Raw genomic sequence first — 13,237 nt, 5'->3', positions numbered from 1 at the left:
ACTAATGACTAATGACTAATGACTAATGACTAATTTTGGCTGAGTGTCGTACCAGACATCTGGGGGAAAGGGAAATTCTGAATAGCCAACCCGCAGCAGGCACAAACCTTGAGCGGGAGCGGCATATTTTACCATTTCCCGGCGTTCGTTGACCCAGATATCTGTGAAATTGTCGATCGGCCTTTCCCCGCGACCCACCTGCACCAGCAACCCCACCAGCAGCCGCATCATCCCGTACAGAAACCCGCTCGCCTGAACCTCAATATAGATAAGAGGCCCAGAACGCTGACACTCTGCCGCTTGTACGTCCACCCAGGAATGGGGGCGGGCAGAGCCCGCGCGGTGGAAAGCAGCTAGGTGATGCCGCCCGATTAGCGGTGTCAAAGCTGTCTGAATCAAAGATTCATCCACAGGGGCGTGATAGCAGTGCCAAGCAAAAGGACGCACAAACAAATTAGGGGTCGGGTCTGTATAAAGGGTGTAGCGATAGCGCCGCCAACTGGCTGAGAACCGAGCGTGCCAGGTAGGTTCCACCTTTGCCGAAGCTCGAATTAAAATATCTTTTGCCAGTCGAGAGTTGAGAACACTTGCCCAGCGGTGAGCCGGAATTGGGCCGTGGGCATCAAAATGGGCTACTTGAGCAGCGGCGTGAACTCCCGCATCGGTTCTCCCAGCAGCGTGCAGCGTTACCGGGCGTTCCAGAACAGTCGATATTGCTGTTTCAATTTCTTCTTGTACTGTACGCTGGTTCGGCTGTCGCTGCCAACCGTGAAAGTTAGTGCCGAGGTATTGGATTACTAGAGCAACGCGCTGTATCGATTGGGGATTGTCGGTTGGGGATTTTGGATTGTCAGTCATAAATCACAAATCTCCAACCCAAAATAGAATTAAACCAGTTCAACGATCGCCATTTCGGAATTGTCTCCCTGACGGGGGACTGTTCGTACTACGCGGGTGTAGCCGCCGTTGCGCGAGCCGTACCGTTCTTGTGCCGCCTCAAACAAGGCGTGTACTAACTGTTTATCGTAGATATAGCCCATAGCTTGGCGGCGAGCGGCCAAGGAGCCATCTTTTGCCAGGGTAATCATCCTGTCCGCCTCTGAGCGCAGCGCTTTGGCGCGGGCTAGAGTGGTAGTGATTTTACCGTGGCGGATTAATTCGGTGGTCAGCGAGCGCAGTAGGGCGCGGCGCTGGTCAGCCGGTTTGCTGAGTTGGGGAACGCGACAGCGGTGACGCATGGCAGTTGGTAATTGGTAATTGGTAATTGGGCGTGGGGATAGTGCGCGAGTTTTGAGCGGTGAATTCTTTAACTTAAAAACTCACCTACTTAAAATTCAGAACTTTTTTACCCGTTACCCGTTGATTAACTTTTAGCTGATTTTTCCTGGGGCAAGGTAATGCCCAAGCGTTTTTGTAAAGCTTCAATCACTTCTTCTGCGGACTTCTGCCCGAAATTCTTGATCTCGAGCAAGTCTTCTTGGGTATAATCCAATAAGTCTGCGACTGAGTTGATCTGAGCCCGCTTGAGACAGTTGTAAGCCCGGACGGACAACTGCAATTCTTCGATCGGAATTTGGCTAGTAGGATCGGCTTCACCTGGATACTCTGGTTTGAGAGAATCTTGGGTGATGTCTTTGAGAGGTGAAAATAAATCTACCAGGATGTTGGCAGATTGACTCAAAGCTTCTTGAGGAGTCACGCTGCCATCAGTCCAGATTTCCATAATCAGCCGGTCTTTCTCGACTGTACCGCCTACCCGAGCATCTTCAACGCTGTAGTTGACTCTGCGAATCGGCATAAAGATGGCGTCAATTTGGAGAAAATCCAAAGCCGATCCATCATCGCGACTGCGGTCTACTGCTCGGTATCCGATGCCTTTTTCTATTCTGAATTCCATTTCCAGAACTGAGCCTGGGGAGAGAGTTGCAATGTACTGGGAGCGATCGATCAATTCCACCTCTGAGGGCAAATCGAATCGATCCGCCGTAACGGTGACGGGCCCCTCAATCCGCAACCTGCCGATTTGCGGCTGCTGAGAATGAGTTTTGAGGACGACCTCTTTCATGTTCAGGAGAATTTCTAGAACATCCTCACGTACCCCTTCGATCGTGGCAAACTCGTGATTGACGCCCGCGATTCGGACTGAAGTTACTGCCGTTCCTTCCAAGTTTGACAGCAGAACTCGCCGAAGCGCATTCCCAACAGTTGTTCCTTGACCGCGATCGAGCGGTTCCAGGACAAATTTTCCGTACTGACTGCGGTCTTTGTCAGTGTTAGACTCTATACATTCAATTTGAAACTGCGCCACGGAGTGACCTCCCTTTTCCACTTTGGATTTTTGATTTTGGATTTTAGATTGCAGAGCATACCCCTGAACGGATTTCGGATTTTGGATGGACGGGGCAACAGTTAGAACCATTAGTTTGTGACTTTAAGCAGTTAGCCATTATCCAAAATCTAAAATCTAAAATCTCAAATCGTTTTAGACTCTACGCCGCTTGGGAGGGCGACAGCCGTTGTGAGGAATTGGGGTAACATCTCTAATCAGGGTGATTTCCAGTCCCGCCCCTTGCAGCGCCCGGATTGCAGTTTCTCTACCTGCTCCAGGCCCGCTCACCATTACTTCTATTTGGCGCATTCCTTGGTCGTTGGCTCTGCGGGCAGCACTTTCTGCTGCTGTTTGAGCGGCAAAGGGAGTTCCCTTTTTAGCTCCTTTAAAACCGCTGGAACCTGCCGATGCCCAGGATATCACTTCGCCGTTGAGGTCGGTAATAGTTACAATCGTGTTGTTAAAGGTAGACTGGATGTAGCCTACCCCATTGGGTACATTCCGTTTCTGCTTTTTTGCACCAGATTTCTTGCCTGTTTGTGGTCGCGCCATATTAGTCTCTTTAACGTTTCTCTCAACTAATGTCCCGAAGCGCTAGGAGCCAGCAGCCCCCAGCGTATTTTTCCAAAAAAGATGTTACTTCTTGGAAGGTGCCTTTTTCTTGCCCGCAACTGTTCGGCGGACGCCACGACGGGTTCTGGCGTTGGTACGGGTTCGTTGTCCCCGCACCGGCAGACCCAAACGGTGACGCCGACCGCGATAAGTTCCGATGTCCATCAGGCGCTTGATGTTCATTGACTCCCAGCGCCGGAGGTCTCCTTCGATTTGGTATGTTGTTTCTACATGAGCCCGCAGAGCTGTCACGTCGGCCTCTGTTAAATCCTTGACGCGAGTGTCAGGATTTACGCCTGTTGCAGCGATAATTTTTTGGGCCCGCGACAAGCCTATTCCGTAAATGTATGTCAGACCTATTTCGACGCGCTTATCGCGTGGAAGGTCTACCCCGGCAATCCGTGCCACACTTTTTGTCTCCCTAGTTTTCCTGTTTGGCTACAATGTTCAATTAGGATGCACCTGCGTGCAGTGCCCAATCTTGCTTTTTTCTAACCTTGGCGTTGTTTGTGTTTCGGGTTAGTGCATATCACCATCACTCGACCGCGACGGCGGATGACGCGACATTTCTCACAAATTTTTTTGACAGATGCTCGAACTTTCATCTTTCTTCCTGCCTGGAGAACCCCGCTCTACCGGAGAGCAGGCACGCTGGGACTGCCCGTAGAGCGGTGGGAGGAGAGGCTGGGCAAGGTGTAGGCCTCTCCTCGATTAAATTGTATAAAGTGCGGGTTGTTTCATGAAGGAGCCCGCTTGCACCCACTCCCATTGCTGGGTAAAGTTCGCCTGCGCCAGAGTGTTGGCGAGCGATACTTTTACGGTGTAACAATGACTTAACCCGGTACACCGGTGGGTTGTTGACGCCCTTCTCGGCAACACTACAAACGTAGCATTATAGCATAAATTTGAAGCTTTTTACCAAATTCTCTCTAAATTAAACTTAGAATTAGTTTTTAGAAAGTTTTATCTAAGCCTATTTTTTCCGAAGGCGATAAGTAATCCTGCCTTTGGTCAAGTCATAGGGAGTCAATTCGACTTTGACGCGATCGCCAGGCAGAATTTTGATGTAGTTGCGGCGGATCTTGCCGGAAATGTGAGCCAGCACGTTAAACCCATTATCTAGGTCAACGCGAAACATCGCATTGGGCAGGGATTCCGTCACTGTCCCTTCCATTTCAATTAAATCTTGCTTAGACAATTTGGTATTTACCTCAACTCTACATTTGATTAACTAGGAGTGTCCCGCTGTTTGCCTTAAAACCTATTTAGTGGTAGGAGTCAAACGGGAAGGGGGGCAAGAATTCGGGCGACTTGATCGACTTTAATACTCAACCAACCACTTGTTTTAGCTTTACTTGAGTAAAGTTGTGGCAATTAGTATGGAGTTCAATCCGGTCTCTAGCAACCCTCACAAAACCTGATAGCACAAAAAGCTCCTAGTTAACATATCTTAGCAAAAGCTTGTGAGTAACAAGCTGTATTGAGAGGGTTCAAGAGTCGCCAGAGAGAGATTGTTGCAGTTCTGCGGTGACTAATTCCATTGCTCGATCGCCATCAACCGCAACTAACTGTTGACGGCCGCTGTAAAAATCAATCAAAGGCTCAGTTTGCTCGCGATAAACTTGCAACCGACGCCGGATCGTCTCCTCATTGTCATCCTGCCGGCCCCGCGACAGCAGGCGAGACACCAAAATGTCGTCAGGCACGTCGAGATTAACAGCTTTGAGACCAAATTTGGGGTTCGATGTACTCCCCTCGGCACCGAATCGCTCCTGCAGCAGTTTGTCTAAAAAAGTTGCCTGGGCAACTGTGCGAGGAAAGCCGTCAAGAATCCAGCCAGCATTAGCGTCCGGTTCATTCAAGCGTTCCTGCACGATATCCATCAGCAATTGGTCGGGAACCAACTCACCCCTGTCCATGTAGGCTTGCGCCTTTAGACCCAAGGCAGTTTTCGCCACCACGCAGGCGCGCAGGATTTCGCCCGTAGAAATGTGGGGTATTTTCCAGAGAGCGGCTAATATCTGAGCCTGAGTTCCCTTTCCCGCCCCTGGAGGCCCCATGAAAATAAATTGCATTACGATTACTTCACCATTCCTTCATATCGCTGGGAGATGACGTAAGTTTGAATTTGCTTAGCAGTTTCGATCGCCACACCTACTAGAATCAGTAGGGAAGTTGCGCCAAAACCTCTAAAAGTTTGCACGCCGATCGCGCTTTCTACAGCAGTTGGTACAATGGCCACCAGACCGAGAAAAATCGCTCCCAAGAAAGTCAAACGGTTCAAAACCTTCTCCACATAATCACTCGTTTTCTGACCCGGACGAATTCCAGGAATGCTGGCGCCCATTTTTTTCAAATTCTGAGACATATCTACGGGGTTGACAATCAACGAAGCGTAGAAATAGCTGAAGAACAGAATCAAAGTTAGATAAAACAGCGCGTAAGCCCAAGGGGCAGGGCCGTTCGGACTCAAAACATTAGCAACTTGAACCAAAAACGGGTTATTGAGAGACTGAGCGAGGAAAGAAGGCACAATCAACACCGAAGATGCAAAAATAATCGGCATCACTCCGCCTTGATTCAAGCGCAGGGGCAGATAGCTCCGGCTCTCCCGATAAACTTTGCGGCCGACTTGGCGACGAGCCGAAATAATCGGAATGCGGCGAGTACCTTCCTGAACAAAAACAATCCCGACAATCGTCACCAAAAAGACCAGCAGCAGAACGACTACACGGCCGACAACTTGCGTGTCCCCACTTTGAGCCAATTCAAAAGTTTGTCCCAAAGAGCGCGGCAATACCGACACAATATTGATAAAAATCAGCAGCGACGCTCCGTTCCCGATACCTCGCTCCGTCACCACTTCCGATATCCACATCACAAACATTGAGCCGGCTGTCAGAGCCAAAGCAGTTTGTGCTATGAATAAAGGCGATGGAGATTGAGCAAAAGGGCTGACCCAAATCGCAATGCCAATACTTTGCAGAATTGCCCAGCCCAAAGAAACGTAGCGAGTAATTTGAGAAATCTTGCGTCGCCCTGCTTCTCCTTCATTTTTCTGCAAGTCTTCTAAGCTGGGCAGAGCCGCCGTTAGAAGTTGCACAATAATTGAAGCATTAATGTAGGGCAAAATCCCCAGCGCGAAAATCCCCAAAGCTGACAAGCCGCCTCCTGAGAACAAATCCAAAAAGCCAATTAAAGGGCTATTTTGGACGTTTTGGGCAAAGGCGACTCGATCGATGCCGGGGACTGGCAAGTGGACACCCAGGCGTACTAAAATCAGTAAGCCAAGGGTTACGAGGATGCGGCCTCGTAAACCAGCAGCTTGAGCCATCTGCATGAACGTCTCTTGTGCAGTTGGCGCTTTTTCTCTACTAACGTCCATAGTTACGATTTTGGATTTTAGATTTGGGATTTTCGACTAAATCATTTTCTGATAGCAAGCTTGAGGATTTGAGATTTGGACAGACTCTCAAACCTCAAAATCTTCACGCAACTAATTCGCAACTTCCGCCTGCAGCTTCAATTTTGGCGCGAGCACCTGCGGTAAAAGCCGAGGCGCGCACTTGCAAGGGTACATTCAGTTCACCATCTCCTAAGATTTTCAGCGGCCCATCGTCTGTGGTGACAATTTTTGCTTGGATCAAAGAGGTGAGAGTAACTTCGGTGTTTGCTGGCAGCGATGCTAATTTACTTACATTAATGGTAGTGTACTCTTTCCGGTTCACTAGAGGGAAGCTTTTCAACTTGGGGAGACGGCGGTAGAGAGGATTTTGACCTCCTTCAAAACCGGGTCTAGTGCCGCTACCGGCTCTAGATTTTTGACCGCGCATCCCTTTGCCGGAGCTCGCGCCTTGACCGGCAGAAATACCTCTGCCCAAGCGTCGGGGGCGCTTTTGGGAGCCTGCTTTGGGTCGGGCGTCTTGCAATCTCATAGTTTTAGTAATTGGTAATTGGTAATTGGTATTTAGAGAGCGGGTACGCAGTAGTTTTGAGTGCGTGAGTTTTAAGTTGCGGATTTTTTTATTTTCACCGCAAGCACTTAACACTCAAAACTTACAGTTTCCCATTCTCGCGTGCCCTAACCGTAGAGATTTTCTACTGGAATTCCGCGCTCTTGAGCAACTTCGGACAAGGTGCGGAGGGTGGAGAGGGCATTGACTGCGGCTCGGGCGTTGTTTAAGGGATTTCCAGAACCTAGCTGTTTGGCTAAGATATTGCGGACTCCTGCTAGTTCGAGAACAGTTCGCACTGCTCCCCCTGCAATTACCCCGGTTCCCGGAGCGGCTGGCCGCATCATGACTTTAGCTCCGCCACCGTCACCGTTGATGGGGTGAGGGATGGAGTTAGATTTGGTGAGGGGGACTTCAATTAGGTGCTTTTTGCCGTCAGCGACGCCTTTTTTAACGGCACCGATTACGTCACTAGCTTTGCCGACTCCAACTCCAACTTGACCGCGTTCGTTGCCGATAATGACTATGGCGCGGAAGCTAAGTTTTTTACCGCCTTTAACTACTTTGGTAACGCGACGAATCTGAACAACCCGTTCTTGCCATTCGGATTCTTTTTCGCGCCCTTTGTTGTTGCTGCTGCTTTTTTTCTTGTTGCGCTGTTCTTTTTGTTCTGCCATAGTTTTGTTTTTTGGGAATTGGGGATTAGTAACTGGTAGTTGGAAATGAGAAATTAACAATTAGGAATTAAGAATTTTGTTGTATATTCTTTTTTCCTTCTTCCTTCTTCCTTCTTCCTTCTTCCTTCTTCCTAAAAGTCTAACCCGGCTTCGCGAGCTGCTTCTGCGAGGGCTTTGACACGACCGTGATAGAGGTTGCCCCCGCGATCAAATACGACTTTGACTATGCCAGCGCTGGAACAGCGTTTGGCAATCAACTGACCGACTTGCACGCTCGCGGAGCAGTTGCCGCCAGAACTGAGATTTGACTTCAATTCGGGATCGAGGGTTGACGCAGCAGCCAAAGTGTGCTGTGCCGTGTCGTCGATTACTTGAGCGTAGATGTGCTGATCCGAGCGAAATACCGCTAGTCTGGGACGTTCGGCGGTGCCGAACACCTTGCGCCGCACCCGGCGGTGTCTGCGCTGGACTGATTCTTTGCGAGTAAGCTTCATTGTTACTTCTTACCTGTTTTGCCTGTTTTACCAGCTTTGCGCCGGACGACTTCGCCGCTGTAGCGAATGCCTTTGCCCTTATAGACTTCGGGCGGACGCACCGCGCGGATGCGGGCTGCTGTGTTGCCTACGAGTTCTTTGTCAATGCCGGAGACAATGACGTTGGTGTTGCCTTCAACTGCCATTGTGATGCCTTCTGGAGGGGGCATTTCAACGGGTTTGCTGTAACCGACGTTTAAAATCAGGTTCCGTCCTTGAACCTGTGCCCGATAACCTGTACCGATAATTTCGAGACGCCGCTGAAAACCTTGGGATACACCTTCGACCATGTTGGCGACTAGGGTGCGGCACAAGCCGTGCAGTTGTCTGGCGACGCGAGATTCGTCTCGGCGGGTAACGAGTAAAGTCTCGCCTTCAATTCCCATGAGGATTTCCGCTGGGATTACTCGGGAAAGTTCACCTTTAGGGCCTTTGACGGCTACTTTTTGACCGTCTAGGGTGATGGTGACTTTAGTGGGAATGCTAATCGGACGCTTGCCAATTCGCGACATAGTTTTTTGTCCTTTGTTTTTAGTTATTAGTCCTTGATTATTAGTCTTTAGTTATTAGTCTTTAGTAATTGATTTTGGAGTCTGTTGCCAACGACCAGTGACTAATGACTAATGACTAATGACTACCAAACATAACAAAGCACTTCACCGCCCAAACCTTGGCGTCGAGCTTCTCGATCGGTCATAATGCCGCTGGAGGTGGAAATAATGGCAATGCCAATTCCGCCTAAGACTCTGGGCAATTCTTTACGGTTCGAGTAAACGCGAAGTCCTGGTTTGCTGACTCGCTTAAGTGCCGTGATAATGGGCTTGCGAGTTTTACCTTTGTACTTTAGAGAAAGCACTAAATGTCGCTTGATCCCTTCTGGTTCTGCTTCTTCAAATTCGCTGATAAAGCCTTCACTTTTGAGGACTTGGGCGATGCTGCGGGTCATTTTTGTAGCTGGAATTTGCGTTGTTTGGTGGCGCGCCATGCAAGAATTGCGAATGCGCGTCAACATATCTGCTATGGTATCGTTAGCTGCCATCTTTTGCTTCTTACTCTAGTGCTTAGTTGTCCCGGAACGGCATTCCCATTTCTTTAAGCAAGGCGCGTCCTTCTTCGTCGGTGTTTGCTGTGGTGATAATTGAAATGTCCATGCCTCGAATTTGATCGATGCGGTCATATTCTATTTCTGGAAAAATTAGCTGTTCTCTCAGACCCAAGCTGTAGTTGCCGCGCCCGTCGAAGCTTTTGGGGCTGATGCCGCGGAAGTCGCGGATTCGGGGGAGTGCGAGGTTGATCAGCCGATCGAGAAAATCGTACATCCGATCGCCGCGCAGCGTCACCATAACGCCGACGGGTACTCCTTTGCGGATTTTGAAGCCTGCGATCGCTTTTTTCGCCCGCGTCACCACTGGTTTTTGACCGGTGATGATGCCAATTTCGTTGATCGACGAATCCAGTGCCTTAGCGTTTTGAGATGCTTCTCCCAAACCGCGGTTCACTGTGACTTTGACCAGTTTGGGAACCTGATGGATATTAGTATATTTAAACTGATCCATCAGTGTGGGAACGATTTTTCCTTGATAAAGAACCTTGAGTTTGTCCGGCATAGTTTTTGTGTTTCGTTAACTGTCCCTGGGCTTGGTCAGGGAATTGTTCTTTGTCAGTTGTCAGTTGACGGTTGTCAGTTGACAGTTGTCAGTTAATGACTAATGACTAATGACTAATTATCGAGGATTTCTCCTGTTTTTTTGAGCTGTCGGAGTTTGCGGCCATCTTCGCTAAATGTATAGCAGACGCGGCTGGCAATTTTCTCTTTTTCGGAATAGTGCATGACATTTGAGCTGTGAATGGGAGCCTCAAACGTAAGTATTTTCCCGGACTCTCCCTCTTGCTGGGGCTTGACGTGCTTGGTTCTGATGTTTACACCTTTAACAACTACTTTGCTGACTTTAGGATATGTCTTTAAGATTTCTCCGACTTTTCCTTTCTCTTTGCCAGTAATTATTTGCACGGTGTCGCCTGCTTTGACGTGCATTCTGTAGCGCTGCGGCTCGCTAGTTGGTTTACCCTTTTTTCCGTACATTTTAAAGTACCTCCGGGGCTAAGGAAACGATTTTAGTAAAGTTTTTGTCGCGCAGTTCGCGGGCGACGGGACCGAAGACGCGCGTGCCTTTGGGGTTACCGTCTACGTTGATAATAACGGCGGCGTTATCGTCAAAACGAATGCTCATGCCACTGTCGCGGCGCAGGCCTTTGCGGGTTCTGACAATGACGGCCCGGACGACATCTGATTTTTTGACGGCCATATTGGGGATGGCGTCTTTGACGACGGCAATGATGACATCGCCGACTCCGCCGTAGCGGCGGTTGCCGCCTCCCAATACGCGGATGCACATCAGTTTGCGGGCTCCGCTATTGTCGGCGACATTGAGGTATGTCTGGGGTTGAATCATGGTGATTGTTGAGTGTTAACTGTTGACTGTTAACTGTTGACTGTTGACTGTTGACTGCTAGTTGATTGTTAATTTTTGATCGGGAGATCGCGATGTGGCAATTAACTGTTAGCCGTTTTTTGTCCCAAAAATCTCAGCAACCGTCCAGCGTTTGGTTTTGCTCAGGGGGCGAGTTTCAGTGATGCGGACACGATCGCCGGATTTGCACTGATTTTCTTCGTCATGAGCTTTGTACCGCTTGGTGCGGACTACGATTTTGCCGTATTTGGTGTGGGAGGAGCGGTTTTCGATTGCTACCACGACGGTTTTATCCATCTTGTCGCTGACTACTACGCCAACTCGTTCTTTAATTGCCATAGCTACCTATTTTTGTTGTGCAATTGAGTTTTTTTTAGCTACTGTGCGAGCCGAGGCTAGGCTGCTGCTCACTCTTGGCTGACTTCTGGGCTGGGAGCAGAATCTGCTGTTTCTTTAGCTGGGGCTGATTTTTCTGCTGCTTCTGCATCAGCAGCGATTTGGCGCTCGCGTTCAACTGTCATCAATTGAGCGACGCGGTGTTTGGCGTGCTTGAACAGGTGAGGCTTGTCCATGCGGCCGGTAGCTTGCTGGAGCCGCAATTCCATTAGTTGGCGCTTGGCAGCTAAAATTTGCTCTGCTAGTGCTGCATCGCTTAATTCTCTAGCTTCTTTAATCTTGGGCAAAGACATAATTGTGTGCTTTCTCGTTAGCGATCGGTATGACAGAAGACAGAATTGTCTAGATGCTGAATGTCGAAGGAAAGAAAAGTTATGAATGACCGATTTTAAATTGCTGTAGCCGTTTAAAATTTTGACCAATGCCGACCTACTTCTACCTTCGATTATCGCTATGACTGGCCTTCTTCGCGAGTGATGAACTTGGTTTTTATTGGTAATTTGAAAGATGCCAAACGCATTGCTTCGCGGGCAGTTTCTTCAGTTACGCCGCCAATTTCAAACATTACCCTGCCTGGTTTGACCACGGCAACCCAAAACTCTGGTGAGCCTTTACCAGAACCCATCCGGGTTTCTGCGGCGCGCTCGGTGACAGGTTTGTCGGGAAAAATGCGAATCCAGATTTTGCCACCCCGACGGATATAGCGGGTCATGGCACGCCGTCCGGCTTCTATTTGGCGGGAAGTAATCCAGGCGGGTTCGATGGCTTGGAGCGCGAAGTCGCCAAAGCTAACTGTATTGCCGCGGGTGGCAATACCGCTCATTCGCCCGCGCTGTTGTTTGCGGAATTTGGTTCTTTTAGGGCTTAACATGGCGAAAGGGAGTTGGGTAATTGGTAATTGGTAATAGGTAGTTGGTAATTGGTTTGGAACCACTGACACTTAACAAGTGACAACTAACACTTAACAATTAGCTAGCCTTCGTTCGATCGATCTTCAAAGTTCTGGCGGCGGCGCTTTTGTTTGGTACGGGGCACTGCTGCATTTGGTGCAGCCTCTTGTTCCTGTCCGGGAATAATTTCGCCTTTGAAAACCCAAACTTTAATGCCCAGAATACCGTAGATGGTTTGAGCAGTGCAGTAGGAGTAGTCGATGTCTGCCCGCAGCGTGTGCAAGGGGACTCTGCCTTCGCGGGTCCATTCGGTACGGGCAATTTCTGCACCGTTGAGGCGTCCGCTGACTTGAATTTTGATGCCTTGGATGCCTACTTTTTGGGCGCGGGTGATTGCTTGGCGGACTACTCGGCGGAAGGATACGCGCCGTTCTAGTTGCTGAGCGATGTATTCCGCGATCAGTGTGGCATCGGCATCTACTCGCTGGACTTCGACGACGTTGATGCGGATTTGGCGGTTGCTACCGAGTTGCTGCTGCAAACCGACGCGCAAGGTTTCGATGCCTGCTCCGCCGCGGCCTACGACAACGCCTGGTCTGGCGGTGAACACTTCTAGGTCGATTTGATCGGCTTTCCGCTCAATTTTGACCGAGGAAATCCCAGCATTGCTGAGGGTTTTACGAACGTACTTGCGAATTTTATAGTCTTCTTGCAAGAGTTCTGGATAGTTTTTGGGATCAGCAAACCAGCGAGAGCGGTGCTCTTGGGTAATGCCGAGGCGAAAACCAATTGGATGTATTTTTTGGCCCATAATAGTTGAGGAGTTAATTGGTAATTGGTAATTGGTAATTGGTAATTGGTAATTGGTGATTACCCATTTTTTTCAACTTTAAGCTGTTTATTACCTCTTACGTTTTTCCCTGGTTTAGTTTTCTACGAGCGGAGCTACTACTACGGTAATGTGACAGGTTGGCTTGCGGATTTGGTAGGCGCGACCTTGAGCGCGGGGTCTAAACCGTTTGAGGACTGGGCCTTGGTCTGCGTAAGCTTGAGAAACTACCAGCTTGGATTTATCCAATCCTGCGTTGTGTTCGGCGTTGGCTACTGCCGATCGCAAAACTTTGACGATTGGTTCGCAGGCGCGGTAGGGCATGAATTCGAGTAAAATCAGCGCTTCTTGATAGCTTTTGCCACGAATTTGGTCGAGGACTCGGCGCACTTTGAAGGGGGATGTTCTGATGTAACGGGCGATCGCCTTAATTTCGGATGTGGTATCTATAGCCATTTCGATTTCGGTAATTGGTAATTGGTAATTGGGCAAAAGGTAATTGGTAATTGGTAATTTTTTTTCCGACTACCTATTACCTGTCACCTAA

General features: G+C 49.2%; 22 protein-coding genes. All 22 read right to left on the bottom strand.

Features of this window, described 5'->3' with window-relative positions:
- Nucleotides 1–15: 15 nt before the first annotated feature.
- Nucleotides 16–858, bottom strand: coding sequence for a tRNA pseudouridine(38-40) synthase TruA (truA, locus tag QUB08_RS09665; RefSeq protein WP_333224544.1), 843 nt, complete (start codon nucleotides 856–858; stop codon nucleotides 16–18).
- Nucleotides 859–887: 29 nt separating this feature from the next.
- Nucleotides 888–1,238: a 50S ribosomal protein L17 gene (gene rplQ, locus QUB08_RS09660; protein ID WP_242719721.1), complete on the bottom strand. Its 351-nt coding sequence runs from the start codon at nucleotides 1,236–1,238 to the stop codon at nucleotides 888–890.
- Nucleotides 1,239–1,363: 125 nt separating this feature from the next.
- Complete coding sequence (locus QUB08_RS09655) at nucleotides 1,364–2,308, bottom strand: DNA-directed RNA polymerase subunit alpha (protein ID WP_333057810.1); 945 nt, start codon at nucleotides 2,306–2,308, stop codon at nucleotides 1,364–1,366.
- A gap of 174 nt (nucleotides 2,309–2,482) precedes the next feature.
- The gene (rpsK, locus tag QUB08_RS09650; RefSeq protein ID WP_332978136.1) at nucleotides 2,483–2,881 is read right to left on the bottom strand and encodes a 30S ribosomal protein S11; all 399 of its coding nucleotides are present in this window, start codon (nucleotides 2,879–2,881) and stop codon (nucleotides 2,483–2,485) included.
- 84 nt (nucleotides 2,882–2,965) lie between these two features.
- Nucleotides 2,966–3,349: a 30S ribosomal protein S13 gene (gene rpsM, locus QUB08_RS09645; RefSeq protein ID WP_006634981.1), complete on the bottom strand. Its 384-nt coding sequence runs from the start codon at nucleotides 3,347–3,349 to the stop codon at nucleotides 2,966–2,968.
- An 83-nt stretch (nucleotides 3,350–3,432) separates the two neighbouring features.
- A complete protein-coding gene (gene rpmJ / locus QUB08_RS09640) occupies nucleotides 3,433–3,546 on the bottom strand; it encodes a 50S ribosomal protein L36 (protein ID WP_015178722.1) in 114 nt (37 codons plus the stop codon).
- A gap of 368 nt (nucleotides 3,547–3,914) precedes the next feature.
- Nucleotides 3,915–4,139 (bottom strand): translation initiation factor IF-1, encoded by a 225-nt coding sequence (infA, locus tag QUB08_RS09635; RefSeq protein ID WP_006276978.1) that lies wholly within the window; start codon nucleotides 4,137–4,139, stop codon nucleotides 3,915–3,917.
- 292 nt (nucleotides 4,140–4,431) lie between these two features.
- Nucleotides 4,432–5,016: an adenylate kinase gene (locus QUB08_RS09630; RefSeq protein WP_333224542.1), complete on the bottom strand. Its 585-nt coding sequence runs from the start codon at nucleotides 5,014–5,016 to the stop codon at nucleotides 4,432–4,434.
- Nucleotides 5,017–5,021: 5 nt separating this feature from the next.
- Nucleotides 5,022–6,326: a preprotein translocase subunit SecY gene (gene secY / locus QUB08_RS09625; RefSeq protein ID WP_333074732.1), complete on the bottom strand. Its 1,305-nt coding sequence runs from the start codon at nucleotides 6,324–6,326 to the stop codon at nucleotides 5,022–5,024.
- Between the two features lie 103 nt (nucleotides 6,327–6,429).
- Entirely contained in the window at nucleotides 6,430–6,876 is a 447-nt protein-coding gene (rplO, locus tag QUB08_RS09620) for a 50S ribosomal protein L15 (RefSeq protein WP_333082088.1), read from the bottom strand.
- Between the two features lie 146 nt (nucleotides 6,877–7,022).
- Nucleotides 7,023–7,571 (bottom strand): 30S ribosomal protein S5, encoded by a 549-nt coding sequence (gene rpsE / locus QUB08_RS09615; RefSeq protein ID WP_190745441.1) that lies wholly within the window; start codon nucleotides 7,569–7,571, stop codon nucleotides 7,023–7,025.
- Nucleotides 7,572–7,702: 131 nt separating this feature from the next.
- Nucleotides 7,703–8,065 (bottom strand): 50S ribosomal protein L18, encoded by a 363-nt coding sequence (gene rplR / locus QUB08_RS09610; protein ID WP_333121173.1) that lies wholly within the window; start codon nucleotides 8,063–8,065, stop codon nucleotides 7,703–7,705.
- A 2-nt stretch (nucleotides 8,066–8,067) separates the two neighbouring features.
- Entirely contained in the window at nucleotides 8,068–8,616 is a 549-nt protein-coding gene (rplF, locus tag QUB08_RS09605) for a 50S ribosomal protein L6 (protein WP_333074731.1), read from the bottom strand.
- A 122-nt stretch (nucleotides 8,617–8,738) separates the two neighbouring features.
- The gene (rpsH, locus tag QUB08_RS09600) at nucleotides 8,739–9,143 is read right to left on the bottom strand and encodes a 30S ribosomal protein S8 (protein ID WP_332978141.1); all 405 of its coding nucleotides are present in this window, start codon (nucleotides 9,141–9,143) and stop codon (nucleotides 8,739–8,741) included.
- Nucleotides 9,144–9,165: 22 nt separating this feature from the next.
- On the bottom strand, nucleotides 9,166–9,711 hold the full coding sequence (gene rplE, locus QUB08_RS09595) for a 50S ribosomal protein L5 (RefSeq protein ID WP_006634989.1): 546 nt from the start codon (nucleotides 9,709–9,711) through the stop codon (nucleotides 9,166–9,168).
- Nucleotides 9,712–9,824: 113 nt separating this feature from the next.
- Nucleotides 9,825–10,187: a 50S ribosomal protein L24 gene (gene rplX / locus QUB08_RS09590; RefSeq protein WP_333045759.1), complete on the bottom strand. Its 363-nt coding sequence runs from the start codon at nucleotides 10,185–10,187 to the stop codon at nucleotides 9,825–9,827.
- Between the two features lies 1 nt (nucleotide 10,188).
- A complete protein-coding gene (rplN, locus tag QUB08_RS09585; protein ID WP_006634991.1) occupies nucleotides 10,189–10,557 on the bottom strand; it encodes a 50S ribosomal protein L14 in 369 nt (122 codons plus the stop codon).
- A gap of 108 nt (nucleotides 10,558–10,665) precedes the next feature.
- On the bottom strand, nucleotides 10,666–10,914 hold the full coding sequence (gene rpsQ, locus QUB08_RS09580; protein ID WP_006634992.1) for a 30S ribosomal protein S17: 249 nt from the start codon (nucleotides 10,912–10,914) through the stop codon (nucleotides 10,666–10,668).
- Between the two features lie 68 nt (nucleotides 10,915–10,982).
- Nucleotides 10,983–11,264, bottom strand: a complete 282-nt coding sequence (rpmC, locus tag QUB08_RS09575; protein ID WP_333224539.1) for a 50S ribosomal protein L29 — start codon at nucleotides 11,262–11,264, stop codon at nucleotides 10,983–10,985.
- Between the two features lie 158 nt (nucleotides 11,265–11,422).
- Entirely contained in the window at nucleotides 11,423–11,842 is a 420-nt protein-coding gene (rplP, locus tag QUB08_RS09570; protein ID WP_333157138.1) for a 50S ribosomal protein L16, read from the bottom strand.
- Nucleotides 11,843–11,943: 101 nt separating this feature from the next.
- The gene (rpsC, locus tag QUB08_RS09565) at nucleotides 11,944–12,672 is read right to left on the bottom strand and encodes a 30S ribosomal protein S3 (RefSeq protein WP_006634995.1); all 729 of its coding nucleotides are present in this window, start codon (nucleotides 12,670–12,672) and stop codon (nucleotides 11,944–11,946) included.
- Between the two features lie 114 nt (nucleotides 12,673–12,786).
- The gene (rplV, locus tag QUB08_RS09560; protein ID WP_190657986.1) at nucleotides 12,787–13,146 is read right to left on the bottom strand and encodes a 50S ribosomal protein L22; all 360 of its coding nucleotides are present in this window, start codon (nucleotides 13,144–13,146) and stop codon (nucleotides 12,787–12,789) included.
- Nucleotides 13,147–13,237 lie beyond the last annotated feature (91 nt).

This window comes from Microcoleus sp. BR0-C5 (assembly GCF_036705045.1).
Taxonomy (GTDB): Bacteria; Cyanobacteriota; Cyanobacteriia; order Cyanobacteriales; family Microcoleaceae; genus Microcoleus.
The sequence above is the reverse complement of the archived record's forward strand: the minus strand, read 5'-3'. Positions and strand labels throughout refer to the sequence as shown.

Excerpts from the sequence above, each read along its gene's own strand:
- rplF (WP_333074731.1), bottom strand. The coding sequence starts at position 8,616 with ATGTCGCGAATTGGCAAGCGTCCGATTAGCATTCCCACTAAAGTCACC.
- truA (WP_333224544.1), bottom strand. The coding sequence starts at position 858 with ATGACTGACAATCCAAAATCCCCAACCGACAATCCCCAATCGATACAG.
- rplX (WP_333045759.1), bottom strand. The coding sequence starts at position 10,187 with ATGTACGGAAAAAAGGGTAAACCAACTAGCGAGCCGCAGCGCTACAGA.
- rplE (WP_006634989.1), bottom strand. The coding sequence starts at position 9,711 with ATGCCGGACAAACTCAAGGTTCTTTATCAAGGAAAAATCGTTCCCACA.
- rplR (WP_333121173.1), bottom strand. The coding sequence starts at position 8,065 with ATGAAGCTTACTCGCAAAGAATCAGTCCAGCGCAGACACCGCCGGGTG.
- rpsK (WP_332978136.1), bottom strand. The coding sequence starts at position 2,881 with ATGGCGCGACCACAAACAGGCAAGAAATCTGGTGCAAAAAAGCAGAAA.
- rpsC (WP_006634995.1), bottom strand. The coding sequence starts at position 12,672 with ATGGGCCAAAAAATACATCCAATTGGTTTTCGCCTCGGCATTACCCAA.
- rpmJ (WP_015178722.1), bottom strand. The coding sequence starts at position 3,546 with ATGAAAGTTCGAGCATCTGTCAAAAAAATTTGTGAGAAATGTCGCGTC.
- rplN (WP_006634991.1), bottom strand. The coding sequence starts at position 10,557 with ATGATTCAACCCCAGACATACCTCAATGTCGCCGACAATAGCGGAGCC.
- rplQ (WP_242719721.1), bottom strand. The coding sequence starts at position 1,238 with ATGCGTCACCGCTGTCGCGTTCCCCAACTCAGCAAACCGGCTGACCAG.
- rpsH (WP_332978141.1), bottom strand. The coding sequence starts at position 9,143 with ATGGCAGCTAACGATACCATAGCAGATATGTTGACGCGCATTCGCAAT.
- rpsQ (WP_006634992.1), bottom strand. The coding sequence starts at position 10,914 with ATGGCAATTAAAGAACGAGTTGGCGTAGTAGTCAGCGACAAGATGGAT.
- secY (WP_333074732.1), bottom strand. The coding sequence starts at position 6,326 with ATGGACGTTAGTAGAGAAAAAGCGCCAACTGCACAAGAGACGTTCATG.
- rplV (WP_190657986.1), bottom strand. The coding sequence starts at position 13,146 with ATGGCTATAGATACCACATCCGAAATTAAGGCGATCGCCCGTTACATC.
- QUB08_RS09630 (WP_333224542.1), bottom strand. The coding sequence starts at position 5,016 with ATGCAATTTATTTTCATGGGGCCTCCAGGGGCGGGAAAGGGAACTCAG.
- rplO (WP_333082088.1), bottom strand. The coding sequence starts at position 6,876 with ATGAGATTGCAAGACGCCCGACCCAAAGCAGGCTCCCAAAAGCGCCCC.
- rpmC (WP_333224539.1), bottom strand. The coding sequence starts at position 11,264 with ATGTCTTTGCCCAAGATTAAAGAAGCTAGAGAATTAAGCGATGCAGCA.
- rpsE (WP_190745441.1), bottom strand. The coding sequence starts at position 7,571 with ATGGCAGAACAAAAAGAACAGCGCAACAAGAAAAAAAGCAGCAGCAAC.
- rplP (WP_333157138.1), bottom strand. The coding sequence starts at position 11,842 with ATGTTAAGCCCTAAAAGAACCAAATTCCGCAAACAACAGCGCGGGCGA.